This window comes from Amycolatopsis sp. NPDC098790 (assembly GCF_044759945.1).
In the GTDB taxonomy this organism is placed as follows: domain Bacteria; phylum Actinomycetota; class Actinomycetes; order Mycobacteriales; family Pseudonocardiaceae; genus Amycolatopsis.
Genome location: NZ_JBIWAI010000002.1, coordinates 1 through 25,381 on the forward strand (window position 1 = coordinate 1; position 25,381 = coordinate 25,381).

General features: G+C 71.2%; 25 protein-coding genes. 18 read left to right on the top strand and 7 right to left on the bottom strand.

From position 1 onward, the window contains the following. Positions 1–229: 229 nt before the first annotated feature. Positions 230–3,073 (top strand): RICIN domain-containing protein, encoded by a 2,844-nt coding sequence (locus tag ACIQWX_RS14155; protein WP_400869655.1) that lies wholly within the window; start codon positions 230–232, stop codon positions 3,071–3,073. Here ACIQWX_RS14155 and ACIQWX_RS14160 read toward each other — a convergent pair. Both ACIQWX_RS14160 and ACIQWX_RS14165 read right to left on the bottom strand, forming a co-directional pair. Then, positions 3,070–3,915: an SAM-dependent methyltransferase gene (locus ACIQWX_RS14160; protein WP_400869658.1), complete on the bottom strand. Its 846-nt coding sequence runs from the start codon at positions 3,913–3,915 to the stop codon at positions 3,070–3,072. The genes ACIQWX_RS14155 and ACIQWX_RS14160 overlap by 4 nt on opposite strands. A 77-nt stretch (positions 3,916–3,992) precedes the next feature. Continuing rightward, positions 3,993–4,187 carry a hypothetical protein gene (locus ACIQWX_RS14165; RefSeq protein WP_400869661.1) on the bottom strand — a complete coding sequence of 65 codons (195 nt, stop codon included), beginning with the start codon at positions 4,185–4,187 and terminating at the stop codon, positions 3,993–3,995. Positions 4,188–4,385: 198 nt separating this feature from the next. On the opposite strand from ACIQWX_RS14165, the gene ACIQWX_RS14170 reads away from it, so the two are divergent. Both ACIQWX_RS14170 and ACIQWX_RS14175 read left to right on the top strand, forming a co-directional pair. Further along, positions 4,386–5,120 carry a sugar phosphate isomerase/epimerase family protein gene (locus tag ACIQWX_RS14170; RefSeq protein WP_400869664.1) on the top strand — a complete coding sequence of 245 codons (735 nt, stop codon included), beginning with the start codon at positions 4,386–4,388 and terminating at the stop codon, positions 5,118–5,120. Continuing rightward, entirely contained in the window at positions 5,117–6,217 is a 1,101-nt protein-coding gene (locus ACIQWX_RS14175; RefSeq protein ID WP_400869666.1) for a Gfo/Idh/MocA family protein, read from the top strand. The genes ACIQWX_RS14170 and ACIQWX_RS14175 overlap by 4 nt, the downstream gene beginning before the upstream one ends. On the opposite strand, the gene ACIQWX_RS14180 is transcribed toward ACIQWX_RS14175, so the two are convergent. Then, positions 6,214–6,801, bottom strand: a complete 588-nt coding sequence (locus ACIQWX_RS14180) for a TetR/AcrR family transcriptional regulator (protein ID WP_400869668.1) — start codon at positions 6,799–6,801, stop codon at positions 6,214–6,216. The genes ACIQWX_RS14175 and ACIQWX_RS14180 overlap by 4 nt on opposite strands. 123 nt (positions 6,802–6,924) lie before the next feature. On the opposite strand from ACIQWX_RS14180, the gene ACIQWX_RS14185 reads away from it, so the two are divergent. The 8 genes from ACIQWX_RS14185 to ACIQWX_RS14220 all read left to right on the top strand — a co-directional run bounded on the left by ACIQWX_RS14185 (position 6,925) and on the right by ACIQWX_RS14220 (position 14,663). Next, positions 6,925–7,701, top strand: coding sequence for a DeoR/GlpR family DNA-binding transcription regulator (locus ACIQWX_RS14185; RefSeq protein ID WP_400869671.1), 777 nt, complete (start codon positions 6,925–6,927; stop codon positions 7,699–7,701). After that, positions 7,698–8,891, top strand: a complete 1,194-nt coding sequence (locus ACIQWX_RS14190) for an MFS transporter (protein WP_400869674.1) — start codon at positions 7,698–7,700, stop codon at positions 8,889–8,891. The genes ACIQWX_RS14185 and ACIQWX_RS14190 overlap by 4 nt, the downstream gene beginning before the upstream one ends. 354 nt (positions 8,892–9,245) lie before the next feature. Beyond that, the gene (locus ACIQWX_RS14195) at positions 9,246–10,133 is read left to right on the top strand and encodes an ABC transporter ATP-binding protein (protein ID WP_400869677.1); all 888 of its coding nucleotides are present in this window, start codon (positions 9,246–9,248) and stop codon (positions 10,131–10,133) included. Between the two features lie 22 nt (positions 10,134–10,155). Further along, positions 10,156–10,875 carry an ABC transporter permease gene (locus ACIQWX_RS14200; RefSeq protein WP_400869680.1) on the top strand — a complete coding sequence of 240 codons (720 nt, stop codon included), beginning with the start codon at positions 10,156–10,158 and terminating at the stop codon, positions 10,873–10,875. After that, positions 10,872–11,837 carry an ABC transporter substrate-binding protein gene (locus ACIQWX_RS14205; protein WP_400869683.1) on the top strand — a complete coding sequence of 322 codons (966 nt, stop codon included), beginning with the start codon at positions 10,872–10,874 and terminating at the stop codon, positions 11,835–11,837. The genes ACIQWX_RS14200 and ACIQWX_RS14205 overlap by 4 nt, the downstream gene beginning before the upstream one ends. Beyond that, positions 11,834–12,538, top strand: a complete 705-nt coding sequence (locus ACIQWX_RS14210; protein WP_400869686.1) for an isochorismatase family protein — start codon at positions 11,834–11,836, stop codon at positions 12,536–12,538. Before ACIQWX_RS14205 ends, ACIQWX_RS14210 begins: the two co-directional genes overlap by 4 nt. After that, complete coding sequence (locus tag ACIQWX_RS14215) at positions 12,535–13,959, top strand: UbiD family decarboxylase (protein ID WP_400869689.1); 1,425 nt, start codon at positions 12,535–12,537, stop codon at positions 13,957–13,959. Before ACIQWX_RS14210 ends, ACIQWX_RS14215 begins: the two co-directional genes overlap by 4 nt. Beyond that, on the top strand, positions 13,959–14,663 hold the full coding sequence (locus ACIQWX_RS14220; protein ID WP_400869692.1) for a GntR family transcriptional regulator: 705 nt from the start codon (positions 13,959–13,961) through the stop codon (positions 14,661–14,663). The genes ACIQWX_RS14215 and ACIQWX_RS14220 overlap by 1 nt, the downstream gene beginning before the upstream one ends. A 1-nt stretch (position 14,664) precedes the next feature. Here ACIQWX_RS14220 and ACIQWX_RS14225 read toward each other — a convergent pair whose 3' ends face one another. Genes ACIQWX_RS14225 through ACIQWX_RS14235 form a run of 3 tightly spaced genes read right to left on the bottom strand, consistent with a single transcriptional unit; the run spans position 14,665 to position 16,897 of the window. Further along, entirely contained in the window at positions 14,665–15,363 is a 699-nt protein-coding gene (locus tag ACIQWX_RS14225; RefSeq protein WP_400869695.1) for a GntR family transcriptional regulator, read from the bottom strand. Further along, positions 15,360–16,292: a LysR family transcriptional regulator gene (locus ACIQWX_RS14230; protein ID WP_400869697.1), complete on the bottom strand. Its 933-nt coding sequence runs from the start codon at positions 16,290–16,292 to the stop codon at positions 15,360–15,362. The genes ACIQWX_RS14225 and ACIQWX_RS14230 overlap by 4 nt, the downstream gene beginning before the upstream one ends. After that, the gene (locus ACIQWX_RS14235; RefSeq protein WP_400869700.1) at positions 16,289–16,897 is read right to left on the bottom strand and encodes a UbiX family flavin prenyltransferase; all 609 of its coding nucleotides are present in this window, start codon (positions 16,895–16,897) and stop codon (positions 16,289–16,291) included. The genes ACIQWX_RS14230 and ACIQWX_RS14235 overlap by 4 nt, the downstream gene beginning before the upstream one ends. 159 nt (positions 16,898–17,056) lie before the next feature. Here ACIQWX_RS14235 and ACIQWX_RS14240 point away from each other — a divergent pair, with 159 nt between their 5' ends. Genes ACIQWX_RS14240 through ACIQWX_RS14270 form a run of 7 tightly spaced genes read left to right on the top strand, consistent with a single transcriptional unit; the run spans position 17,057 to position 24,437 of the window. After that, positions 17,057–18,055, top strand: coding sequence for an amidohydrolase family protein (locus tag ACIQWX_RS14240; RefSeq protein WP_400869703.1), 999 nt, complete (start codon positions 17,057–17,059; stop codon positions 18,053–18,055). Continuing rightward, on the top strand, positions 18,052–18,828 hold the full coding sequence (locus tag ACIQWX_RS14245; RefSeq protein WP_400869706.1) for an alpha/beta fold hydrolase: 777 nt from the start codon (positions 18,052–18,054) through the stop codon (positions 18,826–18,828). The genes ACIQWX_RS14240 and ACIQWX_RS14245 overlap by 4 nt, the downstream gene beginning before the upstream one ends. After that, positions 18,825–19,694 (top strand): FAD binding domain-containing protein, encoded by an 870-nt coding sequence (locus ACIQWX_RS14250; RefSeq protein WP_400869708.1) that lies wholly within the window; start codon positions 18,825–18,827, stop codon positions 19,692–19,694. The genes ACIQWX_RS14245 and ACIQWX_RS14250 overlap by 4 nt, the downstream gene beginning before the upstream one ends. Then, complete coding sequence (locus ACIQWX_RS14255) at positions 19,687–20,169, top strand: (2Fe-2S)-binding protein (protein ID WP_400869711.1); 483 nt, start codon at positions 19,687–19,689, stop codon at positions 20,167–20,169. Before ACIQWX_RS14250 ends, ACIQWX_RS14255 begins: the two co-directional genes overlap by 8 nt. Beyond that, the gene (locus ACIQWX_RS14260; RefSeq protein ID WP_400869714.1) at positions 20,162–22,489 is read left to right on the top strand and encodes a xanthine dehydrogenase family protein molybdopterin-binding subunit; all 2,328 of its coding nucleotides are present in this window, start codon (positions 20,162–20,164) and stop codon (positions 22,487–22,489) included. Before ACIQWX_RS14255 ends, ACIQWX_RS14260 begins: the two co-directional genes overlap by 8 nt. Beyond that, complete coding sequence (locus tag ACIQWX_RS14265; protein WP_400869717.1) at positions 22,489–23,103, top strand: SRPBCC family protein; 615 nt, start codon at positions 22,489–22,491, stop codon at positions 23,101–23,103. The genes ACIQWX_RS14260 and ACIQWX_RS14265 overlap by 1 nt, the downstream gene beginning before the upstream one ends. Then, positions 23,100–24,437, top strand: a complete 1,338-nt coding sequence (locus tag ACIQWX_RS14270; RefSeq protein WP_400869719.1) for a uracil-xanthine permease family protein — start codon at positions 23,100–23,102, stop codon at positions 24,435–24,437. The genes ACIQWX_RS14265 and ACIQWX_RS14270 overlap by 4 nt, the downstream gene beginning before the upstream one ends. Here ACIQWX_RS14270 and ACIQWX_RS14275 read toward each other — a convergent pair. After that, positions 24,406–25,371 (bottom strand): cation diffusion facilitator family transporter, encoded by a 966-nt coding sequence (locus ACIQWX_RS14275; RefSeq protein WP_400869722.1) that lies wholly within the window; start codon positions 25,369–25,371, stop codon positions 24,406–24,408. The two genes, ACIQWX_RS14270 and ACIQWX_RS14275, sit on opposite strands and share 32 nt — an antisense overlap. Between the last annotated feature and the right edge of the window lie 10 nt (positions 25,372–25,381).

Genomic DNA, 25,381 nt, shown 5'->3' on the forward strand with positions numbered 1-25,381 from the left:
CGGCAGTTGCTCCTGTGTAAGGACAACGGTCCGGCCGCGCCATGCTGACCAGCCACAACCAGGTTGAAACAACCCCAATGTGGCCTTGGTTGCGTGTGACGCACCCAAGGCGGCCTTCGGTGCGTCTGACGCACCGAAGGCCACATTGGGGCGCTGGGCGACCACCGACGAATGGCGGATTTACAACGTTGTATCTACCCGGTAAACCTACTTTTACAACGTTGTAAATGTGAGCGGAGGCCGTGCCGTGTCGCTGAACCGCAGGCAGTTCGTCACCGGAACCGTTGCCGCCGCTCTCCTGACCGGGGTGAACGCCCCCAAGGCGACCGCCGCGTCGGGTGGGCTCTACACACCCAACGCCGCCCCGCTCAAGCCCGCCGCCTTCCTGAAACTCCCTCCGGGCGCCGTCACCGCGAAAGGCTGGCTCGCCGGCCAGCTGCGACTCCAGCTCGACGGCCTCTGCGGCCACTACCCCGAAACCTCGCACTTCCTCGACTTCGCCACCAGCGGCTGGGTCCACCCCGAACGCCCCGGCTGGGAAGAGGTGCCCTACTGGCTGCGCGGCTACGTCGACCTCGCCGCCGTCACCGGCGACGCCACCGCGAAGGCCACCGCCAAGAAGTGGATCGACGCCATCGTCGGCACCCAGCAGTCCGACGGCTTCTTCGGTCCCACCGCCCTGCGCACCGCGCTCAACAACGGCCCCGACTTCTGGCCGTACCTCCCGCTCCTGCAGGCCCTGCGCTCCTGGCAGGAGTTCACCGCCGACACCCGCGTCATCCCGTTCCTCACTCGGTTCCTCCGCTACATGAACGCCCAGGGCAAGAGCGCCTTCGACTCCAGCTGGGTGTCCGTCCGCTGGGGCGACGGCCTCGACAGCGTCTTCTGGCTCTTCAACCGCACCGGCGACGCCTTCCTGCTCGACCTCGCCGACAAGATCCACGCCTACGGCGCCAGCTGGGTGAACAACCTCCCCAGCCTGCACAACGTCAACATCGCCCAGGGCTTCCGCGAACCCGCCCAATACGCGCTGCGGTCCGGCAACGCGAGTCTCACCCAGGCCACTTACGAGGACTACAACACCGTCATGGCGGCGTACGGCCAGTTCCCCGGCGGCGGCTTCGCCGGGGACGAGAACGCACGGCCCGGCTTCGGCGATCCGCGGCAGGGCTTCGAAACCTGCGGGATCGTCGAGTTCATGGCGAGCCACCAGCTGCTCACCCGCCTCACCGGCGACCCCGTCTGGGCCGACCGCTGCGAGGACCTCGCCTTCAACTCCCTCCCCGCCGCGCTCGACCCGGCCGGGCGCGCGATCCACTACGTCACCAGCGCCAACAGCGTCGACCTCGACGACGTGCCCAAGAGCGAAGGCCAGTTCCAGAACGGCTTCGCCATGCAGGCCTACCTGCCCGGCGTCGACCAGTACCGTTGCTGCCCGCACAACTACGGCATGGGCTGGCCGTACTTCACCGAAGAGCTGTGGCTGGCCACGCCGGACAACGGCCTCGCCGCGGCGATGTACTCCGCCAGCAGTGTCACGGCGAAGGTCGGCGACGGCACCTCCGTGACCATCGCCGAAGACACCACCTACCCGTTCTCCGAACAGGTCACCTTCACGGTCCGGACGTCGAAGCCACTCGCTTTCCCGCTGTACTTCCGGATTCCCGCGTGGTGCTCGGCGCCCCGGCTGGTCGTTGCGGGCACGCAGGTCGCGGCGACCGCCGGGCCGAAGTTCGTGAAAGTCGACCGGACGTGGATCAACGGCGACGTCGTCACGCTCACCCTGCCCCAGCGCACCACCACGCGGACCTGGACGGCGAACCACGACTCGGTCTCGGTCGACCACGGCCCGCTGACGTACTCGCTGAAGATCGGCGAAAGCTACGAAAGCCTGGGCGGCACGGCGCAGTTCCCCGAGTACGCCGTTCACGCGACGACGCCGTGGAACTACGGCCTGACCGTCGGTGCGGCGTTGACGTTCTCCCCGGCGAGTGGCGCGCTGCCCGCCAACCCCTTCACGCCCGACACCGCACCCGTCAAGATCACCGCCACGGCAAGGAAGATCGCCGAGTGGACGGCGGACGACCAGGACGTCGTCACGCCGCTGCAGACGTCACCGGCGCGCAGCGACGCGCCGGTCGAGACGGTCACGCTGATCCCGATGGGCGCCGCGCGGCTGCGGATCACGTCGTTCCCGACGGCGGACCCGAACGGCCACCCGTGGTCGCCGGGCGGCGGGGGAGGGGGTTTCCGGATCGTGAACCGCAACTCCGGCAAGGTTCTCGGTGTTGATCAAATGTCCACTGCGGACAGCGCAAAAGTCGTGCAGTTCGCGGACAACGGCACCGACGACCACGTCTGGCACCTCGTCGCCAACGGCGACGGCTGGTACCGCGTCCGCAACCACCACTCGGGCAAGGTGCTGGGCGTGGACCAGATGTCCACTGCGGACAGTGCGCGGGTGGTGCAGTTCGCGGACAACGGCACCGCGGACCACCTGTGGCAGCTCATCGACAACGGCGACGGCTGGTGGCGGCTGAAGAACCGCAACTCGGGCAAAGTGCTCGGCGTGGATCAGATGTCCACCGCGGACAGTGCGCAGGTGGTCCAGTTCGCCGACAACGGCACGGCCGACCACGTCTGGCGGCTCGTCCCGGACGGCCGCCCAAGGGTCGAGAACCGCAACTCCGGCAAGGTCCTCGGTGTGGATCAGATGTCCACTGCGGACAGCGCAAAAGTCGTGCAGTTTGCGGACAACGGCACCGAAGACCACCTGTGGACGTTCGAAGCCGCGGCCGACGGCTGGTTCCTGATCCGCAACGCCCACTCGGGCAAGGTGCTGGGCGTCGACCAGATGTCCACCGCGGACAGTGCGCGAGTCGTCCAGTTCGCCGACAACGGCTCGGCGGACCACCTCTGGCGGCTGCTCGACAACGGCGACGGCTGGTGGCGGCTGAAGAACCGCAACTCGGGCAAGGTCCTGGGCGTGGATCAGATGTCCACTGCGGACAGTGCCCAGGTGGTGCAGTTCGGCGACACGGGAACCGCCGACCACCTCTGGCGGCTGCGTTAGCGCTTGACCCCGACGATCCCGGCCACGCACTTCGCCGAGCCCGACAGCGGTGTGAGCCGGGGGCCGTCCGGCCACCACTCGTCGCACACCGCCAGGCCGGGGCCGGACGTCGCGTTCGGCTGCAGGAACTCCAGGCCCGGCAGCATGGCTTCGATCTCCACCCGCGTGCGGAACCGGCCGGCGCCGAGCGGGCCCTGGGTCAGGATGTTCTCGATGCGCTTGGCGATGGAGGTCAGCTCCGGCACCTCGGGGTCGAAGAAGTGCGACAGCACCACGTACGAGCCGGGGGCGAGCGCGTCGATGTACTCGCGCATGACGTCGACCGCGCCGTCGCCTTCGAAGTGGTGCATCGTGCCGACGTGCAGCAGCGCGACCGGCTCCGAGAAGTCGATGTGCGCGCGCACCTCGTCGTTGCCGAGCACCGCTTCCGGCTTGAAGATGTCCGCCTCGACCATGTGCGTGAAGTCGTTCTCCACGAGCAGCGCGCGGCCGTGCGCGAGGACCACCGGGTCGTTGTCGACGTAGACGACCGTGTGGTCCTTGTCGATGCGCTGGACGATCTGGTGCGTGTTCTCCGCCGTCGGCAGCCCGGACCCGCAGTCGAGGTACTGCCGGATCCGCGTCTGGTTCGCCAGCATCCGCAGCGCGCGGTTGTGGAAACCGCGATTGCCGCGGGCGATGTCGACCGCTTCCGGGACCGCCGCGCGGATCTTCTCCATCACGACCCGGTCGACCTCGTAGAAGTTGTTGCCGCCGAGGAAGCCGTCGTAGATCCGCGCGATGCTCGGCCGGTCGGGATCGACTCCCACCGGCTTCTGGCTCGGGGACAGCGTCTCGGACATGGCGACCTCGCAGGACTTCGGCGCGTGGCGTGGGGCCACCCAGCGTAGTAGTTCGCGTCCGCGCGGTAAACGCGAGGTCAGCCGCTCGGACGAAGCCGCTGGTCAGGGATGTCGTCACGGGCGCGCTCGGCGCGTTCGCGACGCAGCCGGGCGAGGTGCTGCTCGATCCGCCGGTCGAGGTCGCGCGCGGCCTCGGACAGTTCCGCCAGGTCGCGACGGGACGCCGGGTGGCCGACGGCCCCCGTGTCCACTTCGTCCCCTGCCCTGTCCACTCCCGGTACCTCCTGGATCGGATCGGCCCTGACCCCGTTCAAGGCGTTACTGCCCCAACGGACGCTTGCCAAAACACGACGGGCGGTGACGCCGGGCACCCCGGTGCCGCCGTCCGGTGGACCGGCGGCGAAATCCCTGGTGCCAATTTTGACCAGGTGGTAGAAATTCAGCGAACCCCGCGACCCCTGGAGCCGGTGATGAGCGAGCTTTCCGTGCAGCTGTATTCGGTCCGCGACGCCTTCGCGGCCGATCCCGACGGCACCCTGCGGCGGCTCGCCGCGCTCGGGTTCACCCGGGTCGAGCCGTACGGCGTCGTCGAAAACGCCGAAGCGCTGCGGGCCGGCCTGCCCGCGCACGGCATGACCGCGCCGACCGCGCACGCCCGGCTGATCGGCGCCGACCAGGCGGCGGTCTTCGCCACCGCGGCCGAGCTGGGCATCGGCCTGGTCATCGACCCGCTCGTCAAGCCCGAGCAGTGGCAGGACCCGGCCGACATCGCCGCGACGGCGGACGCGCTCAACGCCGCCGCCAAGGTCGCGGCCGAGCACGGCGTGCAGATCGGCTACCACAACCACTGGTGGGAGCTGCAGTCCCGGATCGACGGCCGCAGCGCCTTCGAGGTCTTCGCCGACCAGCTCGACCCGGCCGTCGCGCTGGAGGTCGACACGTACTGGGCCACCGCGGGCGGTGAGCACGCGCCAGCGCTGCTGCGCCGGCTCGGCGACCGCGTCCGCGCGATCCACGTCAAGGACGGCGGCCTGGCCACCGACGCCTCCGGTCAGGTGCCGGCCGGCCAGGGACGGGTGCCGATCGCCGACGTCCTCGCTGCCGCGCCGGACGCGTTGCGCGTGATCGAGTTCGACGCCTACGACGGCGACCTCTTCGAAGCCATCGCCGCCAGCCGCGCCTTCCTGACCGGGGCCGGACGATGACCGGCGGGCCGGTCGGCGTCGGGGTCATCGGCGCCGGCGTCATCAGCGGGACCTACCTCGAGAACCTGACGAGCTTCCCGGACGTCCGCGTGCTGCGCGTCGCCGACCTCGACGACGAGCGCGCGGCCGCCCGCGCCGCCGAGTACGGCGTGCCGACGTCGGGCACGGTGGCGGAACTGCTCGCCGACCCCGAGGTCGAGATCGTCGTCAACCTGACCCTCCCGGCTTCGCACGTCGAGGTCGGCCTCGCCGCGCTCGAAGCGGGCAAGCACGTCTGGGCCGAGAAGCCCCTCGCGCTGGATCGCCAGACGGGCCGCAAGCTCCTCGATCGCGCACGGGAGAAGAGCCTGCGCGTGGCGAGCGCACCCGACACCGTCCTCGGCGCCGCGTTGCAGACCGCGCGCTCCGCCGTCGACGCGGGCCGGATCGGCCGCCCCCTGACCGCGTTGGCGCTGTTCCAGGTGCCGGGCCCGGAGGTCTGGCACCCGGCGCCGGAGTTCTACTTCCAGGCCGGCGGCGGGCCGCTGCTCGACATGGGCCCGTACTACCTGACGGCGCTGGTGCACCTGCTCGGCCCGGTCCGGCGCGTCACCGGGGCCGGCGGGCGGGCGCGGGACACCCGGGTCGTCGGGTCCGGGCCGCGGGCGGGGACGGAGTTCCCCGTGACGGTGCCGACCACGGTCACCGCGCTCGTCGAGTTCGAAACCGCCTCCGCCCAGCTGGTGCTGAGCTTCGACTCGGCGCTCAAGCGCACCGGGCTGGTCGAGCTGACCGGCACGCTCGGTACCGCGGTGCTGCCGGACCCCAACCGGTTCGACGACCCGACCCGGCTGCACCTGCTCGGCCACGACGAGCCGGAGGAGCTGCCGGCGCGGGGGCACGCGGCTTCGCGCGGCACCGGGACGCTGGAGCTGGCGCGGGCGATCCGGGCGGGCGTGCCGGAACGCGCGTCCGGCGAGCTGGCCTACCACGTGCTCGACGCGATGCTGGCCATCGACGAGTCCCTGACCCGCGGGCAGACCGTCGAGGTCGCGAGCACCGTCGAGGTCCCGCCCGCGCTGCCGGCGGGCTGGGACCCCTACGCGAAGACCCTCTAGAGCGGGACGGTGAGCAGGTTCTGCAGGTAGAAGCGCAGCGAACCGATCAGGTCGACGTCGCCGGGGACGGTCAGCCACTGCACCTGCAGGCCGTCCATGAGCGCGATGAACGTCAGCGCGGCCTGTTCCGGGGTGACGCCGTCCCGCAGCTCGCCGCGGGCGGCGAGGACCGCGAACGACTCGTGCACGCCGGCGCGCGCGGCCCGGTAGTGGCGGACGAAGTACTCGTGCGCCGGGTGGTCCGCGGCGACCGCCTCGGCGGCGAGCCGCGAGTACAGGTCGACGATCCCGGGGTGGCGGACGTTGTGCTCGGCGAGCGCGACGAAGTGGCGCAGCACCTCGAGCCCGGGCGGCACGGTCAGCTGCTCGCGCTCGGAGTCTTCGCTGTCGCGCCGCTCGAGCACGGCGGCGAGCAGCGCCTCCTTGGTGGGGAAGTAGTACAGCAGGCCGGCGTGCGAGATCCCGACGCGCTTGGCGATCTCGCGCAGCGACGAGCCGTGGTAGCCGAGCTCGCCGTACGCCGCGGCCGCCGCCGTGATGATGTCCTCGCGGCGGATCCGGCCCTTCAGGTAGCCCCCGGTCACGGGGTCGTGGTGGTCTCGGCGGCGTGCACGGCCCCATCATGCCGCAGCGGCTTTTCGCACAAGCGACGTGAGCGGACGAACAAACCGGTTGTGCGAACGCCCGCGGCTTGCGAGCATCGCGGGGTGAAGAGCGCAGAACGGCAGCGGATCATCGTCGAGCGGCTGCGCGACGCCGACCTGGTGGCGGTCGCGGACCTGGCGTCGGCGACCGGCGCGTCGGAGATGACCGTGCGCCGGGACCTCGACCACCTGGCCTCGCGCGGTGTGCTGCGGCGCGTGCACGGTGGGGCCGTCCCGGCGTCGCCGTCCGGGATCGAGCCGCCGTTCGCCGCGCGGGCGACCGACGCGGTCGAGGCCAAGCGGGCCATCGCGGCCGCGGCGGCCGAGCTGGTCCGCGACGGCGAAACGATCATCCTGGACAGCGGCACGACCGCGCTGGAGCTGGCGCGGCTGCTTCGCGGACGCCCGGTCACCGTCATGCCGCTGTCCCTGCACGCGGTCCGCGAGCTGGCCGACGACCCGGCCGTGCGGTTGCTGCTGCCCGGCGGCGAGCCGAGGCCGGGGGAGCAGGCGCTCGTCGGCCCGCTGACGTGCGCGTCGCTGCGGGCCCTGCGCTTCGACGTCGCGGTGCTGAGCCCGTGCGCCTTCGCCCTCGACGCCGGGCTGACCGCCTTCGACCTGGGCGACGCCGAGGTCAAGCAGGTGGCGCTCGACGTCGCCGCGCGCACGATCGTGCTCGCCGACGGCGCCAAGTGGGGCCGCGCCGCGCTCGCCCACGTCTGTCCGGCCGACCGCGCCGACGTGGTGATCACCGACCCGGGCGCGCCCGAAGACCAGCGCGCGGCGCTGACCGAACTGGGCGTGCTCGTGCACGTCGCCGTCCCCTTGGAGAACCGATGACCGCCCCGCCCCGCCCGCGCGCCGCCCGGTTCGCGACCTTCATGTTCTTCGGCCTCAACGGCTTCGCGATGGGCATGTGGGTGGTGCACATCCCGAACGTCGAGCGCGCGACCGGCATCTCGCACAGCACGCTGGGCGCGCTGCTGCTGGTGCTGGGCGGCGCGGCGTTCGCGGGCATGCAGATCTCCGGTCCGCTGGTCGACAGGCTCGGCCACCGCCGGCTGGTCCCCGCGGCGGGCGTGCTGCTCGGCCTCGCGGTGTGCGCACCCGGGTTCGCGAACTCGTGGTGGACGCTGGGGCTGTCGCTGATCTTCTTCGGTTTCGGCAACGGCGCGATCGACGTCGGCATGAACTCGCACGCGGTGGTGGTGGAGCGCGCGTACCCGCGCCCGATCATGGCGGCGTTCCACGCGTTCTGGTCGATCGGCGGCGCGTTCGCGGCGGTGATCGGCGCGGCAACGCTCGGCGGCGGCGTCCCGACCGGCGTCACGCTCACGTGCACCGGGCTGCTGTGCGTGCTGCTTTCCCTGGCGTCGGCACGGTTTCTGATGGAGCCGTCCGAGGCACCCGCATCGTCCGTCGCGGAAGAGGCGGACGCCGCACCGGTCCGCCGCCGCACGCCGGGCCGCGTGGTCTGGCTGCTCGGCTTGCTGGCGCTGGCCCTGATGCTGTCGGAGGGGGTGGCGAACGACTGGGCGGCGCTGCACATGGAGAAGGTCCTGGGCACATCGTCGTCAACGGCGGCGCTGGCGTACGGAGCGTTCGCGGTGGCGATGACCACGGGCCGTTTCCTGACGGACCGCGTCGCGGCGTGGGCCGGCCCGGCGGCAATCGTCCGCTACGGAGCAACGTTGGCAGCGGTGGGCCTGACAACGGCCGCGGCGGCACCATGGGTGCCGTTGTCCTTGGTGGGCTGGGCGGTGTTCGGCCTGGGCCTGTCGGGCGGAGTCCCCCAGCTGTTCACGGCGGCGGGCAACCTGGACACGCGAGCTTCGGGCGCGCTGATGGCCAGGGTGGTCGGCCTGGGATACGTAGGCCTGCTGGCCGGCCCGGCACTGATCGGCGGACTGACGAGGTGGATGCCGCTGAACGTGACGTTCGCGGTCCCGGTGGTCCTGTGCGTACTGGCGGCATTGTTCGCAGGCGTCCTGAACCCGAAGCCGGAGCCGGCAAAAGAACCGGTCGCCTGAGCAGAACCCACCCCCGACCCGATACGCAGCCTCATCAGCGGCCCTGGCGCCGGGTCAAGGCACGCTTTCCCGCCTTGACGCGGTGCCGGGGCCGTTGAACAATCCGGCGTTCGGCTCGGGGGCCACACTCACCGTTACTCGCGGGGCCCCGCTCACCGTCTCTTGAGACCTGCACCCGCCACTCTCTGAGTGTCGACAGTTAACCGCTTTCTTGCTTCCAACGGCTTGACACTCGCAGATCGCCGACGCAGACTCTCACAAAGTGTCGACACCTTGCGATCCGCAGCGCAGCCATCAGCAAGGAGGAGCGGTAGTGATCCACCGAAAAAACCCGGCCAAGGCGAGGCCGTCCTGATGTCCGCCATCTGCCTGGACGCGCGGGACCTCCTGCTCGGCCACCGGGCCCGCCGCGGCACCGGGTTCTCCACGGCGTGCCTGGACCTGAACCTGCAGATCCACGACGAGGAGTTCGTGGTCATCGTCGGCCCCAGCGGATGCGGCAAGACCACGTTCCTCGAAGCCGTCGCCGGGCTCGTCCCCGTCGCCGGCGGGGCCCTCGAACTCGCCGGCCGTCCGATCAACGGCCCCGGCCCGGAGCGGTCACTGGTCTTCCAGCACGCCTCGCTCTACCCGTGGCGGACCGTCCTCGACAACGTCCTCTTCGGACCGCAGGTCCAGGGCCGGCTCAACGCCCAGACGCGCAAGCGCGCCGAGGACCTCCTGGACATCGTCGGCCTCGCCGAGGTCGCGAAGAAGTACCCGCACGAGCTGTCCGGCGGCATGCGCCAGCGCGTCAACCTCGCGCGTGCACTGGCCACCGATCCGACGCTGCTGCTGCTCGACGAGCCCTTCGGCGCCCTCGACGCGCAGACCCGCGAGAACCTGCAGGACGAGCTCCTGCGGATCTGGCAGGCGGACGCCGTCACGAAGAAGACCGCGATGTTCGTGACGCACGACGTCAACGAGGCCGTGCTGCTCGCCGACCGCGTCCTCGTCTTCTCGCCGTCGCCCGCGCACGTCGCCCTCGAAGTGGTCATCGACGTGCCCCGCCCGCGTGACGCCGCCTGGCGCCGCAGCGCCGAATTCCTCGCCTACGGCGACAAGATCCTCTCGGCCCTCCACCACGAACCCGCAGCTTCGGAGCCGAACCATGACAACAGCGTCACTCCCGCGCACGACAGCAGCACCGACCGCGCCGCCGGCGACGTCGGCGAGCTCCGGCTGGGCGCGGCGACACCGTAGCGGGCTGCTCGGCACCGCCGGGATGGCGATCGTCCTGGTGCTGTGGCAGCTTTCGACGGCGCTCGGCCTCGTCGACGTCTCCTTCAGCAGCAACCCGCTGCGCATCGCCGCGGCCGAGGGGAAGCTCTTCGGCTCCGGCGAAATCTACCCGGCGCTCGGCGCGACCGGCCTGGAACTGCTGTGGGGCCTGGGCATCACGTTCGTCCTCGGCATCCCGATCGGGCTCGTGCTCGGCCGCAGCAAGATCCTGCACGACATGACCGAGCCGATGGTCAACATCCTCTACTCGGTGCCGTACGTGATGTTCCTGCCGATCATCATCTTCTGGTTCGGCATCGACAACACCTCGCGCGTGATCGTCATCGTGTGGGCCGCGATCCTGCCGCTGATCATCAACATCACGGCCGGCGTGCGGAACCTGGACAGCGACTACACCCGCGTCGCGACGGTGTTCTGCACACCGCGGCTGAAGTTCTTCTACACCATCGCGTTGCCCGCGACGCTGCCGTACATCCTCGCGGGCGTGCGCCTGGCCGTCGGCCGCGCACTGGTCGGCGCGATCGTCGCCGAGCTGTTCCTGGCCAGCCAGGGCCTCGGCTACTTCGTGCAGACGCAGACCTCCAACTTCAACATGGACTCGGCGATGGCCGGGATCGTCCTCCTCGCCGTGGTCGCGCTGCTCCTGAACTGGGCCGTCCGCCTCGTCGAACGCCGTTTCACCCACTGGGCAGGTGCACAATGAGAATCTTCCTCGTAGCGGCGAGCCTGGTGCTCGGTCTCACGGCGTGCGCGGGCGGCGGGGCCGGCGGCACGGTCACCGCCGACGCCAACGGCGCGCTGCCGGTCACCATCGGCTACACCGCGCTCGGCGCGGGCTACTCCGACCTCTACACCGCGCAGGACTACGGCATCTTCGCCAAGCACGGCCTGAACGTGAAGCTCAACCGGCTCAACGACAGCTCCCAGCTGGTCGCCGGGCTGGCCAGCAACAGCGTCCAGATCGGCGTCGGCGTCGCGGCCGACACCGCGGCCGCGATCATGAAGGGCGCGGACCTCAAGTACGTGGCGATGTCCGAGCCGCACTACAACCTGGAGATGTGGGCGAGCCCGGACGTCAAGTCGGTCGCCGACCTCAAGGGCAAGAAGGTCGCCATCACCTCGCCCGGCTCGGAAAGCGACTTCGGGCTGACCGCGCTGCTGGAGGCGAACGGCCTCAAGCGCGAAGACGTCACCGCGGTGTTCGTCAAGGGCGTCCCGGCCGAGGTGGCCGCACTCGGCAGCGGCGCCGTGTCGGCGATCCTCACCCAGCCGCCCAACGGCACCGAGAGCCGCGAGAAGGGCGCGCACCGGCTGGCCGCGCTGTCGAACATGCCCTTCCCGCTGGGCGCCTACACCGTGCAGTCGAAGTACCTGCAGAACAACCGCGAGGTCGTCAAGCGGTTCGTCGCCGCGGAAGCCGAGGCGCTGCAGTACATCCGCGGCCACAAGGACGAGACGGTCAAGAGCATCCAGAAGTACAGCGGTGTGAAGAGCACCGAACTCGCGTCCTACGCCTACGACTTCTTCCTCGACGTCTGGGCGAAGACGCCGGTGGTGGACGAAAAGGTGATCAAGCAGGCGTTCGACGAAGCCGCGGAGAACGCCAAAACCACGGCGCCATCGGACATCGCGAAGTACATCGACAACAGCTTGACGACGTCATGAGTTTCGAAGACCAGTGGTCGAAGTACCTGACCGAGCGGGACCGCGCGGTGCTCGCGGCGACGTCGTGGGCGAAGCGCGCCCCGTTCGGCCTGGGGGAGAACCCCGCCGTGCTCGTCGTCGACCTGTACTACGCGGCGCTGGGCCTGCCCCGGCGCGACATCCTCGACGCCGTCGCGGACTGGCCGAGCGCGTGCGGCGCGGACGGCTGGGCTGCCGTCGACCGGACCGTCCCGCTGCTGCGCGCGGCCCGGGACGCCGGCGCGCCGGTGATCTACTTCCACGCGACGCCGGCGCGGTACGGCCGGTGGAACCGGAAGCCGGGCGGCGCCTTGGCGCCGAAGTCCACAGTGGATCCGAACGCGATCGTGTCCGAAGTGGAACCGTGGGCGGGTGACGTCGTGCTGGAGAAGATCGGCCCCAGCTGCTTCCACGGCACCCCGCTGGACACGATCCTCCGGATGGGGGGCCACGACACGCTGCTCGTCGTGGGTGAAGCCACGAGCGGCTGCGTGCGCTCGACCGTCGTCGACGCGTGCAGCCGCGGCTACCGCGTCGGCGTCGTCGGCGACTGCTGTTTCGACCGGTTCGAGGCGTCGCACTGGCTGAGCCTGTTCGACCTGGACCAGAAGTACGCGGACGTGCTCACCGCCGAGGCGGCGATCGGCCACCTCCGCCAGACCTCGCGAAGGATCCCGGCATGACCGACCTGCGGAAGTGGCTCGCCGAAGCCGAAGCGGCCGGGGAGGTGCAGACCGTCGAAGGCGCCCACTGGGAGCTGGAGATCGGCGCGCTGTCCCAGGTGAACTACCGGCGTTCGCACCCCAAGGCGCTGGTGTTCGACGCGATCAAGGACTACGCGTCCGGCTCGCGGGTGCTGTCCGGCTCGGTCAGCAACCCGCGGCTGCTGGGGTCGGTGCTCGGGCTCGGCTGGGACAACACCGACGAGGACCTCGTCGAGAAGCTCGCGGTCAAGCCGGGGGAATGGATCACCCGCTCGGCCGACTTCCGGGCGGTGTCCGTTTCGGACGGACCACTCCTGTCCCATGTGGACGACGAGGTCGACCTGCTGAAGTTCCCGGTGCCGCGCTGGCACGAGGGCGACGGCGGCCGCTACATCGGCACGGGCTGCGCGGTGGTCACCCGCGACTACGACACCGGCCGGATCAACCTCGGCGCGTACCGGATGCAGGTGCAGGACGAGGGCCGCGCGGTGAGCGTCAACATCGAGGCGGGCAAGCACGGCGCCCAGCACCTGCGCCGCTGGTTCGAGGCCGAAGGGCGGGCGCCGATCGCGGCGTCGCTGGGCCACCACCCGGCCTACCTGGTGGCGGCCGGCGTCGAGGTGCCCGGCGACGTCTCGGAGTACGACTACGTCGGCGCGATGGCCGGCGCCCCGGTGCGGACGATCGCCGGGCTCGCGACCGGGCTGCCGCTGCCGCACGACGCCGAGATCGCGATCGAAGGCTGGGTGCGGCCGGACGACAAGCGGCCGGAGGGCCCGTTCGGCGAGTGGACCGGCTACTACTCCGGCTCGCGCGACCCGATCCTCACGATCGACGTCGAGAAGGTGTACTACCGCGACGACCCGATCCTGCTCGGCGCGCCGCCGGGCAAGCCGCCGCACGACTACTCGTACATGCGCACGGTCATGAAGTCGGCGATCATCACGGACTCCCTGCGCAAGACCGGTTTGCCGGGCCTGCGGGGAGTCTGGGCGCACGAGGCGGGCGGCGGGCGGTCACTGCTGATCGTCGCGATCGAGCAGCGGTACGCGGGTCACGCGCGCCAGGCGGCGTACCTGACGTCGCAGCTGCCGAGCGCGGCGTACATGAACCGGTTCACGGTGGTCGTCGACCACGACGTCAACCCGCGCGACCTCGGCGAGGTCGTCTGGGCGATGTGCGGGCGGACGGACCCGTCGCTCGACATCGAGGTGATGAAGCGGACGTGGGGCAGCCGCGTCGACCCGCTGACGCTGCCGGGCGCGGTGGCGTTCAACAGCCGGGCGATCATCGACGCGTGCCGCCCGTTCGAGCGGCTGGGCGACTTCCCGGAGGTGGCGGAGTCGAGCCCGTCGCTCATCGCCGACGTCAGCCGGCGCTGGCCCGAGGTGCTCGGCTAGTGACGGCGGTCGATCTGCCCGATCTCCGGCGGGAGCTGCTCTTCACCGCGCTGCGCGGGGTGGAGGGCGGCTCGTCGCTGGCGTTCACGATCTTCCAGGAGATCGCGGTCGGCATCGTCGAGGGGCGCCTGCCCCCGGGGCACGAGGTGAACTCGGCGGAACTGGCGCGAAGGTTCTCGACGTCCCGGACGCCGGTGCGAGAGGCGCTGCTGATGCTGGAGCGCGAGTCGCTGGTGATCATCCCCCCGCGCCGGCGGCCGTACGTGTCCCCGGTGGACATGCGGCAGGTGCGGGAGATCTACGAGATCCGGGCTTCGCTGTACGCGCTGGTGAGCGAGCTGCTGGTGGCGCGGGCGTCGGACACGGAGATCGTCGGGTTGCGCCGCTGGCAGGGGTTGCTCGCGGCGGACGCCGAGTGTGGCGACGTCGACGCGTACTTCTGGCACAACGTCGGGTTCCGCAACGCGGAGGTGGGCCTGGCGAAGAACGGCGAGCTGCAGCGGCGGTTGAGTTCCTTGGGGCTGCAGATGCATCGGTTCCGGCATTTGAGCCTGTCGTTGCCGGGGAGGTTGCTGCATTCGGTGGCGGACCACGAGAGGTTGGTGAACGCGTACGCGGACCGAGACGCGCCCTTGGCGGCGGCGGTGAGCCGGTCGCTGGTGATGCGGGGGTACCGGGCGATCGAACGAGCCGGCGGCGTCTGACTCACTCCCCTTCGGCGAGCCCCGACCAGCCGGAAGCCTCGATCGAGTGCAACCCGGTCATGATGATCGACCGCGTCAGCGCCACCGCCAGGTCCGCGTCCCCATCGGCGTACGCAGCCAGCAACCGCTCGTGGTCCGCCACCGACCGGTCCAACCGCCCGGGCAACGACAAGCTCACGTGCCGCAGCTGCAACGTCCGCAACCCCAACGACCCCAGCAACCGGGTCAACTGCCGGTTCCCCGCCGTCTCCGCCTCGGCCTGGCGGAACGACACGTTGTGCCAGAAGTACGCGTCCACGTCCCCGCGCGCGGCATCCGAACGCAACTGGGACTGCCACGAAGCCAGCACCGACAAATCCGGCGAACCCGCCACGATCAGCTCGCTCACCAAAGCGTGCAGCGAAGCCCGGATCTCGTACAGCTCCCTGGCCTGCGCGAGCGTCACCGGCGCGACCCGCGGCCGGCGGCGGGCCGGGATGTCCACCAGGCCCTCGCGCTGCAACGTCAGCAACGCCTCCCGGACCGGTGTCCGGGACGTCGAAAACCGCCGCGCCAGGTCCACCGAGTTGACGTCCGCGCCCGGGGGGAGCGAGCCGTCGATGATGCGGCGGGCCAGGTCCTCGACGATGCGGTCGACCAGCGAGACCTCCGTGCGTCCGTCGAGCAGCATCCGGCGCAGGACGTCGGGCGGTTCGGTCACGCGGGTTCCTCCGGGTCGGTCGTCGCCACCACCCGCAATACTTCCAGCATCTGCCGCGCCGCGGGGGGATGACTCGCCTCCAGCAGGCGCACCGCCGCGATCCGGCGCCGCGGGGCCGCCGGGGCGATCGCCACCGCGACGACGTCAGGGCGTTGCGCCACCAGCGCCAGCCGCGGGGCCGCGCCGATGCCGATCCCGGCCGCGACCAGGCCCTGCACCGACAGGTAGTCCTCGGTCGCGAAGCCGATCCGCGGCTCGAAACCGGACAACCGGCACAACGTCGTGAACGCTTCGTCGTAGGGCGGCCGGTGGCTGCGCACCACCCACGTCTCGCCCGCCAGCTCCCGCAGCTCCACTTCGGACTCCCCGGCGACCGGGTGGTCGAGCGGCACCAGCACGCACAGCGGGTCGTCGGCCAGGTGCACCCACTCGACGTCGGCGGGCACCGAGCGCGGGTCGAAGTCGTAGTCCCAGACCAGACCGAGGTGGATCGAGCCGTCGCGCAGCGCCGCCGTCATGTCCGACGCGTGCGCCGAGCGCAGCACGAGCTTCGTATCCGGGTACCGCCGCTGGTACTCGCGCACGACGCGGGGGATGAGGTCGGCACCGGCGGTCGGGAACGCGCCGAGCCGCACTGACGAGTGCTGCGCCTTGAGGTCCGACATCTCCTGTTCGATGTGGGCGATCGTGCCGAGCAGTCCCGTGCTGCGCTCGGCCAGCAGCCGGCCCGCCTCGGTCAGCTCGATCCCGCGCGGCCCGCGCAGCATCAGCGGCACGCCCAGCTGCCGTTCGAGCAGCGCCATCTGCTGCGAGACGGCGGAATGGGTCATGAACAGCGCCTCGGCCGCCGCGGTGAACGAGCCGTGCTCGGCCACCGCGGAGAAGATCTGCAGCCGCCGCGCCTCGAGCACCCCGGTCCCCTTCGTCACCGCCCCAGCAGGTCGGCCGGGTCGGCCCTGGTCAGTTCGCCGTCCCACGGTTCCGGCGCCAGCTCCCATAGTCCCACCCGGGCCAGCGCGCGGCGAGCCGTGTAGTCCACGAGGTCCCCGACGGACCGCGGCCGCGGGTAGAACGCCGGAACCGGCGGCGCGACGATCGCGCCGGCCTCGGTCACCGCGACCATCGACTTCAGGTGCCCCAGGTGCAGCGGCGTTTCGCGGACCATCAGCAGCAGCGGCCTGCCTTCCTTGAGGCAGACGTCGGCGGCGCGGCTGACCAGGTCGTCGGTGTAGCCGGTGGCGATCGCCGAAAGCGTCTTGATCGAGCAGGGCGCGACGAGCATCGCCGCGACCGGGAACGAGCCGGACGCGATGGCCGCCCCGATTTCGCCCGGCCGGTAGGTGACGTCGGCGAGCGCGCGGACGTCGGCCAGGGTGAGGTCGCATTCGTGGCGCAGGGTGAGGATCCCGGCCTTCGACAGCACCAGGTGCGTCCGGATCCCGGGCTGCTCCCGCAGCAGTTGCAGGACGCGCACGCCCAGGCACGCTCCGCTGGCACCGGTGATCGCCACGACCACGTTCCGGGTTTCCGCCACGACCGCCGCCTTTCCGTTGTGGACTCCCATCGCAGCACGAACGCCCGCCGGAAGCGAGGCTTCCGCTGTCAGATCTGCTTACGCCTGCTGCCAGGAAAGCGCGCTGGTCCCTTCTCCGCACCCCGCTTAGCGTTCGGGACACCAACCCGACCGGTGGAGGTGAGTCGGACGGAAGTCCTCGACACGCACGCGCACATCGTGCCGCGCTCGCTGCTGACCGCGCTGGAACAGCGCCCCGTCGCGGGGTTCTCGGCGCGGCGCACCGAGCGGGGCTGGGTGGTGGCGGTGCCCGGCACCGGCGAAACCCGGCCGATCGGCGCGCGGATGACCGAGCCCGGCGTCCAGGACGGCTGGCGTCGGCAGGCCGGCGTCACGCGGCAGATCCTCTCGCCGTGGCTGGACATCCAGTCGGCGCCGCTGAACCCGGCCCGCGCCCGCGACTGGGCGCGCACGGTCAACGACGCCATGGCGGAGTCGGCGGAAGGCACGGTCGCCCTGGCGTCGGTGGCCACCGACGACGGCGACCACGCCGCCGACGACCTCCTCGAAGCGTGGAAGCGCCCCGAATTCGGCGGGCTGATCCTGAACACCGACCCGCCCGCAGGCCCGGCGCCGCACGAGCCGTCGTTCGATCCACTGTGGACGCTGGCCGCCGCCGAAGGCATCCCGGTGGTGCTGCACCCGCCGACGTGCGGGCCGTCCGGCGACCTCGCCTCGCTGGGCACGATGGGCAACGTCCACGGCAGACTCATCGACAACACCGTCGCGGTCACCAAGCTGATCCTCGCCGGGGTGCTCGACCGCCACCCGGACCTGCGGCTGGTCCTCGTGCACGGCGGCGGGTTCCTGCCGTACCAGGCCCACCGCCTCGACGGCGGCTACCGCACCAAGGAAGCCTTCGCCGGTGAGCTCCGGCGCGGGAAACCGTCCGCGTACCTCGGCGACTTCCACTACGACACGGTCGGCCTGTCCGGTCCGGCGATCGCGTTCCTCGCCGGGCTCGTCGGCCCCGGCCGCGTCCTGCTCGGCAGCGACTACCCGTTCGCGCTCGGCGACCCCGAGCCGGTCCGGACGGTCCGCGAAAGCGGCCTCGACGACGCGTTCGTCGAGGCGATCCTGCACACCAACGCCGACGCGCTCTTCCGGAGGCCCGCATGAGCAAGCCCTTGGCCGTCCGCCGCCGCGGCGCGGGGGAGCCCCTGGTGCTGCTGCACCCGCTCGCCCTGTCCGGGGAGCTGTGGACCCCCTTGGCCGAAGCGCTGTCCGACGAGTTCCAGGTGTTCGCCCTCGACCTGCGCGGCCACGGCGACAGCGCCTGGGACGGCAAGCCGTTCTCGATCGAGGACCTCGCCGACGACGTCGCCCGCACCCTCGACACGCTCGACCTCACCTCGGCGAGCCTGCTCGGCCTGTCGATGGGCGGCAGCGTCGCGGTGAACTTCGCCGGCCGGTTCCCCGAGCGCGTCCGGTCGCTCGTGCTGGCCGACACCACGGCCTGGTACGGCGAAGACGCCGTCACCACCTGGGCCGAGCGCGCCCAGAAGGCCGTCGCCGTACCGCGGGCCAAGCAGGTGACCTTCCAGCTCGACCGCTGGTTCTCCCCGGAGTTCCGCGACCGGCACCCGGAAGAGGCCGACCGCGTCGTCAAGATCTTCCTGCGCACCAACAGCGAAGCCCACGCCGCCGCGTCGATCGCCATGGGCGCCATGGACTCGCGGCCGCTGCTGCCGTCGGTGACCGCGCCGACCCTGGTGCTGGTCGGGCGGCACGACTACGCGACCCCGCCGTCGATGGCCCGCACGCTGGCCGACGGCATCGCGAACGCCGAGCTGGAAGTCCTGCCCGACCTGCGGCACCTGTCGCTGATCGAACGCCCGTTGCTCGCCGGCCGCGTCCGGCAGCACCTGCGCCGCGTCACGGAGACCCGATGAAACCCGCCCGCTTCACCTACCACGCCCCGCGCGAGCTCGACGAAGCCCTCGAGCTGCTGCGCGACCTCGGCGACGACGCCAAGGTCCTGGCCGGCGGCCAGAGCCTGATGCCGATGCTCAACTTCCGCCTCGCCCACGTCGAGCACCTCGTCGACGTCAACCGCATCGGGGATCGGTTCGCACAGCCGACGTTCGGCGGCACCACGATCACCATCCCGGCGCTGGCCCGGCAGCGGCAGCTCGAACGCTCGCCCGAGGCCGCGCGCCTGCTGCCGGTGCTCACCGAGGCCCTGCACCAGGTCGCGCACCCGCAGATCCGCAACCGCGGCACGATCTGCGGCAGCCTGGCCCACGCCGACCCGGCCGCCGAGCTGCCCAGTGTCCTCACCGCGCTGGACGCGAAGTTCACGCTGGCCTCGGCCCGGGGCGTCCGGACCGTGCCCGCGGCCGACTTCTTCCTGTTCCACCTCACCACCGCGCTGGAACCGGACGAGCTGCTGCTGGAGGTGAGCGTCGACCGGCCGGGCGCGAACCAGTTCTCCGCGTTCCGCGAGTTCGCCACCCGGCGCGGCGACTTCGCGCTGGCCGGCGTCGCGGTGGTGTGCGAAGTGGACGGTGGCGTCGTCACGGCGTGCCGGATCGCGGCGGCCGGCGTGGCGCCGACCCCGCAGCGGCTGACCGACACCGAGCTGCTCGTCACCGGGCAGCCCCTCGGACCCGACCTGGGCGCGGCCGCTGAAGCCACCGCCCGCGCCCAGGTCGACCCCACCGGCGACATCCACGCGAGCGCCGCCTACCGCGCCCGGCTCACCGGTGTGCTCGTCAAACGCGCGCTCGCCGACATCAGGGAGAAGGCTCATGCCTGAACTCACCCATCCGGTTCGCGGCACGGTCAACGGCGAGCCGTTCGACGAAGCCGTCGACTCGCGCATGACGTTGGCCGACTTCCTGCGCGAGAAGCTGCGGCTCACCGGCACGCACCTCGGGTGCGAGCACGGCGTCTGCGGGGCGTGCACGGTCATCGTCGACGGCGCCGCGACCCGCGCGTGCCTGATGCTCGCCGTGCAGGTCGACGGCGCGGCCGTCGAGACCGTCGAAGGCCTGGCCGTCGACGGCGAACTCGCGCCGCTGCAGCAGGCGTTCAAGCGCAACCACGCGCTGCAGTGCGGGTTCTGCACGCCGGGGTTCCTGATGAGCGTCACCGCCGCGCTGCGCGAGGACACCGTCCGCGACGAGACCGAAGCACGCGAGGTGCTGAGCAGGAACATCTGCCGCTGCACCGGCTACACCGGGCTCGTCCAGTCCGTTTTGGACGTCGCGAAAGGACGGGCGGATGCCTGAGATGATCGGACAGCGGCTGCCGCGGCGCGAAGACCAGCGGCTGCTCACGGGGCAGGGCCGCTACCTCGACGACCTCGACCTGCCGGACGCCCTCGCCGCGGCGTTCCTGCGATCGCCGCACGCCCACGCGCGCATCACGGCGTTCGACGCCGCCGAGGCCCGCGCGCTCCCCGGCGTCGTCGCCGTGTTCTCCGGCGCGGACCTGATGGAGATCCAGAAACCCCTGGCGCCCAAGGTGCAGCACCCGAAGCTGCGCGACTACCCTCGGCTGCCGATGCCACCGGAGGAACTGCACTACGTCGGCGAACCCCTGGCGGTCGTCATCGCGGAGTCCAGGTATGTCGCCGAAGACGCGCTGGAACTGATCGACGTCGACTACGAAGTGCTGCCCGCCGTCGGGTCCACCGCTGCCGCACTGCGCCCCGGCGGCCCGCTCGTCCACACCGGCGACGAGTCCAATGTGGCCGTCCTGCTCACCCAGAGCGCCGGCAACGCAGTGGAAGCGCTGAGCACCGCACCGCACACGCTGAGCGAGGAGTTCTACCAGATGCGCGGCGGCGGCCACTCGATGGAACCGCGGGCCGTGGCCGCGCGCTTCGAGCCGGCGACCGGGCAGCTGACCATCTGGGACACCACGCAGTCGCCGCACTACGCGCGTCAGCAGCTGTCGATGATCTACGAAATGGCCGAGGACGACCTGCGCGTGATCGCCCCGCCGGACGTCGGCGGCGGCTTCGGCCCGAAAGCCCAGTTCTACGGCGAAGAAGTCGTCATCCCGTGGGTCGCGAAGAAACTGCGCCGCGCGGTGAAGTGGGTCGAGGACCGGCAGGAGAACTTCGTCTCGGCGATGATGGAACGGTCGCAGACCCACCGCGTCGAGGTCGGCTTCGACGACGACGGCCGGCTCCTGGCGGTCAAGGACGTCATCGAGCACGACCAGGGTGCCTACTGCGCCGGGCTGCAGGTGCCGTCGATCACGACGTCGACGGTGCCCGGCCCGTACAAGGTGCCGAACATCGACATCGAATTGCGGGCCTGCTACACCAACATGGTCCCGACCTCCTCGGTGCGGGGCGCGGGCCGGCCGCAGGCGGTGTTCGTGATGGAACGCATGATGGACCGGATCGCCGCGCACCTCGGCCTCGACCCCGCGGAAGTGCGGCGGCGCAACCTCATCCAGGCCGACGAGTTCCCGTACCAGGTCGGCATCATGTTCCGCGACGGCAGCCCGCTCACCTACGACAGCGGCGACTTCCCGGCGTTGCTGGAAGGCGCCCTCGAACGCATCGACTACGCCGCGGCCCGGGAAGAACAGGCCCGGCTGCGCAAGCAGGGCCGGTACATCGGCATCGGACTCGCGGTGTACGTAGAAGGCTGCGGCCTCGGCCCGTACGAAGGCGCGAAGATCCGCGTCACCAACCGCGGCCGGATCCTGGTGACCCTGGCCGCGGCCGGGCAGGGCCAGGGCTACGAGACGATCTACGCCCAGATCGCCGCCGACGGCATCGGCCTGGACATGTCCTTCATCGACGTCACGACCGGCGACACGGCGCGAATCCCGTTCGGACAGGGCACGTTCGCCTCGCGCATCACGGCCACGTGCGGACCCGCGGTGTTCGACGCGGCCAAGCAGATGCGGGCCCGGCTGCTCGACACGGCGGCGGTGCTGCTCGGCTGCTCCGCGTCCGAAGTGGACTTCGACGGCGATCTGGTCTGCCTGGGCGGTGACCGCGAGAAGTCCGTGTCCCTGCAACAGCTCGCGCAGGTCGCGAACATCGGCAAGCACGGCATCACGCTGCCGCGCGGCATCACCGCGGGTCTGGAGACGGCCAGCTACTTCTCGCCGGAGCGCGCAGCCTACGCGAGCGGCGCGCACGCGGCGCTGGTCGAGGTCGACCCGGAGACCGGCGGGATCACCATCCTCAAGTACGTGATCGGGCACGACTGCGGGACGGTGATCAACCCGCTGCTCGTCGACGGCCAGGTGCTCGGCGGGTTCGCCCACGGCCTCGGCAACGCGATGTACGAGGAAGCCGTCTACGACGACGAGGCAACTCCGCAGGCCACGAGCTACCTCGACTACGCGCTGGTGTCCTCGGCCGAGGTGCCGCCGGTCGACCTGTTCCACATTTCTTCGCCCAGCCCGCTCAACCCGCTGGGCGCGAAGGGCGCGGGCGAGGGCGGCACGGTCCCCCCGCCGGCGGCGATCGCCAACGCCGTCGAGGACGCGCTGCGCCCGCTCGGCGCCCGCGTCACGCGCGCGCCGGTCACGCCCGCTCGGATCGTCGACGCCCTACTCGCTGCCGGGAAGGTTTCCTGATGCTGATCGAAAATTCGTTCGAGGTCGCTGCCGACCCCGACGAGGTGTACCGGTTCCTGCAGGACGCCCACAACGTCGCGGCGTGCTTCCCGGGCGCGGAGCTGGTCGAGGACCTCGGCGAGGACGCGTACCGCGGCAAGGTGAAGATCAAGGTCGGCCCGGTGACGGCGGCCTACCAGGGCGTGGCGAAGGTGGTGGAGCGCGACTCGGTCGCCCGCACCGCGGTGCTGGTGGCGGACGGCAAGGACACCCGCGGATCGGGCACGGCGAAGGCCCGCGCGACGATGCGCGTGACACCGGCGGGGGAAGGCGCGAACGTCGTGCTGGCAACGGATCTGACGATTTCAGGGAAGCTGGCGCAGTTCGGCCGCGGGATCATGGCGGACGTTTCGGGCCGGATGGTGGGGGAGCTGGCCTCGCGGGTGCGGCAGCGCATCGAACACGGCGACGAGCAAGGCGCGGTCCCGGCTGTCGCAGAACCCGCACAGGTCTCCGCGCCCCCGGTCGCCGAAGTCCCGGCCATGAAGGCGTCCGCGCTCATCCGGGTCGTCCTCGCCGGCATCCTCGAACGCTGGGCCGCCCGCCTGCGCGCCACCACCCCGGAGTCGACATGACGACCCGCATCACCGTCCCCGCGCCGCCGGAAGCGGTGCCCGTCTTCGACGTCGGCATCGACGACAAGGTCCGGGTCTCGAGCGCGGTCGGGCTCGGCATCCAGAACATCCTCGGCATGGCGGGCCTGCTGATCTTCCCCGCGCTGATCGGCACCGCGTTCAAGCTGTCCACCGCCGACACCGCCTACCTCTACGGCGTCACCTTCATGACGTCCGGGCTGGTGGTGATCCTGCAGTCGGTGCTCCTGCTGCGGCTGCCGATCATCCAGGGGCCGTACGCCGGTTCGCTGGCCGCGCTGCTGGCGGTCGGGCACGGTCGCGGTGGCCTGGGAGCCGCGTTCGGGTCGATGGTCGTCGCCGGGCTGATCTGGTGCGTCATCGCGATCCCGCTCCGGCGGTTCGGCCCGATCGCCCACCTCGCGAAGTTCGTGCGCGACCCGGTCATCTCCGGCGTGCTCGTCCTCATCCTGGCCACCCAGCTGACGAGCACCGCCCTGCCGAACTGGATCGGCACGCCCGCGAGCCCCGGCTTCCCGTGGGTGAACCTGCTCGCCGGCGGTGTCGCGGCGGCGCTGGTCATCGCGTTGACGTTGCTGCCCAAGGGAACCCTGCTGCGCCGCGGCGCGGTGCTGGTCGCGGTGGTCGCCGGGACGGTCGTCTACGCCCTCCTCGCGCCGACGAGCTTCGGCGCGGTGGGGGAGAACCTCGGCGTCACGGTGCCGCGGATCTTCCCGTTCGGCTTCGAGGTGCACGGCGACCTCGTGCTGATCTTCTTCATCACGCTGCTGCCGGCGATCGCCGAGAGCATCGCGACCTACGACATCGTGGCGAAGTGGGGCGGGCAGGAGCTGTCCGGCCACCGCGTCGCCCAAGGCGTGTTCGGCGAAGTCCTCGGCAGCACGGTCGGTGCGGTGTTCGGCGGACTGTCCACTTTGGCCTACCCGGACAACATCGGCCTGCTGCGCGTGACGAAGGTCGGTTCGCGGTACGTCACGCTCGCCACCGGCGTGATCCTGCTGGTGCTGGGCGGGCTCGGCCCGTTCGACCGGCTGCTGCAGGCGGTCCCGCTGCCGGTGCTGGCCGCGGCGGGCACGGTGCTGTTCGGCGTCCTGTTCGCCGGCGCGATCGACGTCCTCTCGGGCGTGCACTGGTCCCGGGACAACCTGATGCTGGCCGGTTTCCCGTTCATCACGGCGATCGGCGGCCTGTTCGTCCCGCCGGCGACGCTCAAGGTTATGCCGACGGTCGTCCAGCTGGTCCTCGCGCAGCCGCTGATCCTCGGCACGGTGCTGCTGGTCGTGCTCAAGCTGGCGTTCGGGCTGCGCCGGAGCTAGCCGGTTCGGTGTGGACGACGACCGCGGCCAGGTGGGGCACCGCGTGCACCATCCGGTGCTCCACCTCGTGGGCGAGCGAGTGGGCGTCGCGGACCGTCAGCTCCGACGCGACCGCGACGGCCAGCTCGGCCCGCAGGTGGTGGCCGATCCAGCGCATCCGCAGGTCGCGGACCGAGAACACACCGTCCACTTCGGACGCCGCCCGCTCGGCCAGCTCGACCGACGCCGGGTCAACGGCGTCCAGCAGCCGCCGGAACACCTCCTTCGCCGCGTCGCGCAGCACGAACACGATCGCGACCGTGATGCCGAGCCCGACGATCGGGTCCGCCGCGGGGAAGCCGAACGCGACGCCGGCGGCGCCCACGACGACGGCCAATGACGTGAAGCCGTCCGTCCGGGCATGGACGCCGTCGGCGACCAGCGCGGCCGAGCCGATCTCGCGGCCGACCATGATCCGGTACCGCGCGACGAGCTCGTTGCCGGCGAAGCCGATCACACCCGCCGCCGCGACGACCCACGGATGGCCGACCGGCTGCGGATCGAGCAGCCGCCGCACCGACTCGTACCCGACGAGGACCGCCGAAGCCGCGACGACCAGCACGACGATCACGCCGGCCAGGTCTTCGGCGCGCCCGAGGCCGTAGGTGTAGCTGCGCGTCGCCGCCCGCCGGCCGAGCACGAACGCGATGGCGAGCGGGACCGCGGTCAGCGCGTCGGCGAAGTTGTGGATGGTGTCCCCGAGCAGCGCGACCGACCCGGTGACCAGCACGAGCACCAGCTGCGCGACGGCGGTCACGAACAGCGCGACGAACGACCACGTCAGCGTGCGCAGCCCGCGCCGGCTGGTTTCGAGGGCGTGGTCGACGCGGTCGGCGCTGTCATGGCTGTGCGGGCGCCACCGGGAGTGCCGGTGGCCGTGTCCGTGTCCGGTCATGCTGTGAGTC

Coding starts and splice junctions, on each gene's coding strand:
- ACIQWX_RS14160 (WP_400869658.1), bottom strand. CDS start 3,915: ATGTCCGAGACGCTGTCCCCGAGCCAGAAGCCGGTGGGAGTCGATCCC.
- ACIQWX_RS14170 (WP_400869664.1), top strand. CDS start 4,386: ATGAGCGAGCTTTCCGTGCAGCTGTATTCGGTCCGCGACGCCTTCGCG.
- ACIQWX_RS14175 (WP_400869666.1), top strand. CDS start 5,117: ATGACCGGCGGGCCGGTCGGCGTCGGGGTCATCGGCGCCGGCGTCATC.
- ACIQWX_RS14190 (WP_400869674.1), top strand. CDS start 7,698: ATGACCGCCCCGCCCCGCCCGCGCGCCGCCCGGTTCGCGACCTTCATG.
- ACIQWX_RS14195 (WP_400869677.1), top strand. CDS start 9,246: ATGTCCGCCATCTGCCTGGACGCGCGGGACCTCCTGCTCGGCCACCGG.
- ACIQWX_RS14200 (WP_400869680.1), top strand. CDS start 10,156: ATGGCGATCGTCCTGGTGCTGTGGCAGCTTTCGACGGCGCTCGGCCTC.
- ACIQWX_RS14205 (WP_400869683.1), top strand. CDS start 10,872: ATGAGAATCTTCCTCGTAGCGGCGAGCCTGGTGCTCGGTCTCACGGCG.
- ACIQWX_RS14210 (WP_400869686.1), top strand. CDS start 11,834: ATGAGTTTCGAAGACCAGTGGTCGAAGTACCTGACCGAGCGGGACCGC.
- ACIQWX_RS14215 (WP_400869689.1), top strand. CDS start 12,535: ATGACCGACCTGCGGAAGTGGCTCGCCGAAGCCGAAGCGGCCGGGGAG.
- ACIQWX_RS14245 (WP_400869706.1), top strand. CDS start 18,052: ATGAGCAAGCCCTTGGCCGTCCGCCGCCGCGGCGCGGGGGAGCCCCTG.
- ACIQWX_RS14250 (WP_400869708.1), top strand. CDS start 18,825: ATGAAACCCGCCCGCTTCACCTACCACGCCCCGCGCGAGCTCGACGAA.
- ACIQWX_RS14255 (WP_400869711.1), top strand. CDS start 19,687: ATGCCTGAACTCACCCATCCGGTTCGCGGCACGGTCAACGGCGAGCCG.
- ACIQWX_RS14260 (WP_400869714.1), top strand. CDS start 20,162: ATGCCTGAGATGATCGGACAGCGGCTGCCGCGGCGCGAAGACCAGCGG.
- ACIQWX_RS14265 (WP_400869717.1), top strand. CDS start 22,489: ATGCTGATCGAAAATTCGTTCGAGGTCGCTGCCGACCCCGACGAGGTG.
- ACIQWX_RS14270 (WP_400869719.1), top strand. CDS start 23,100: ATGACGACCCGCATCACCGTCCCCGCGCCGCCGGAAGCGGTGCCCGTC.
- ACIQWX_RS14275 (WP_400869722.1), bottom strand. CDS start 25,371: ATGACCGGACACGGACACGGCCACCGGCACTCCCGGTGGCGCCCGCAC.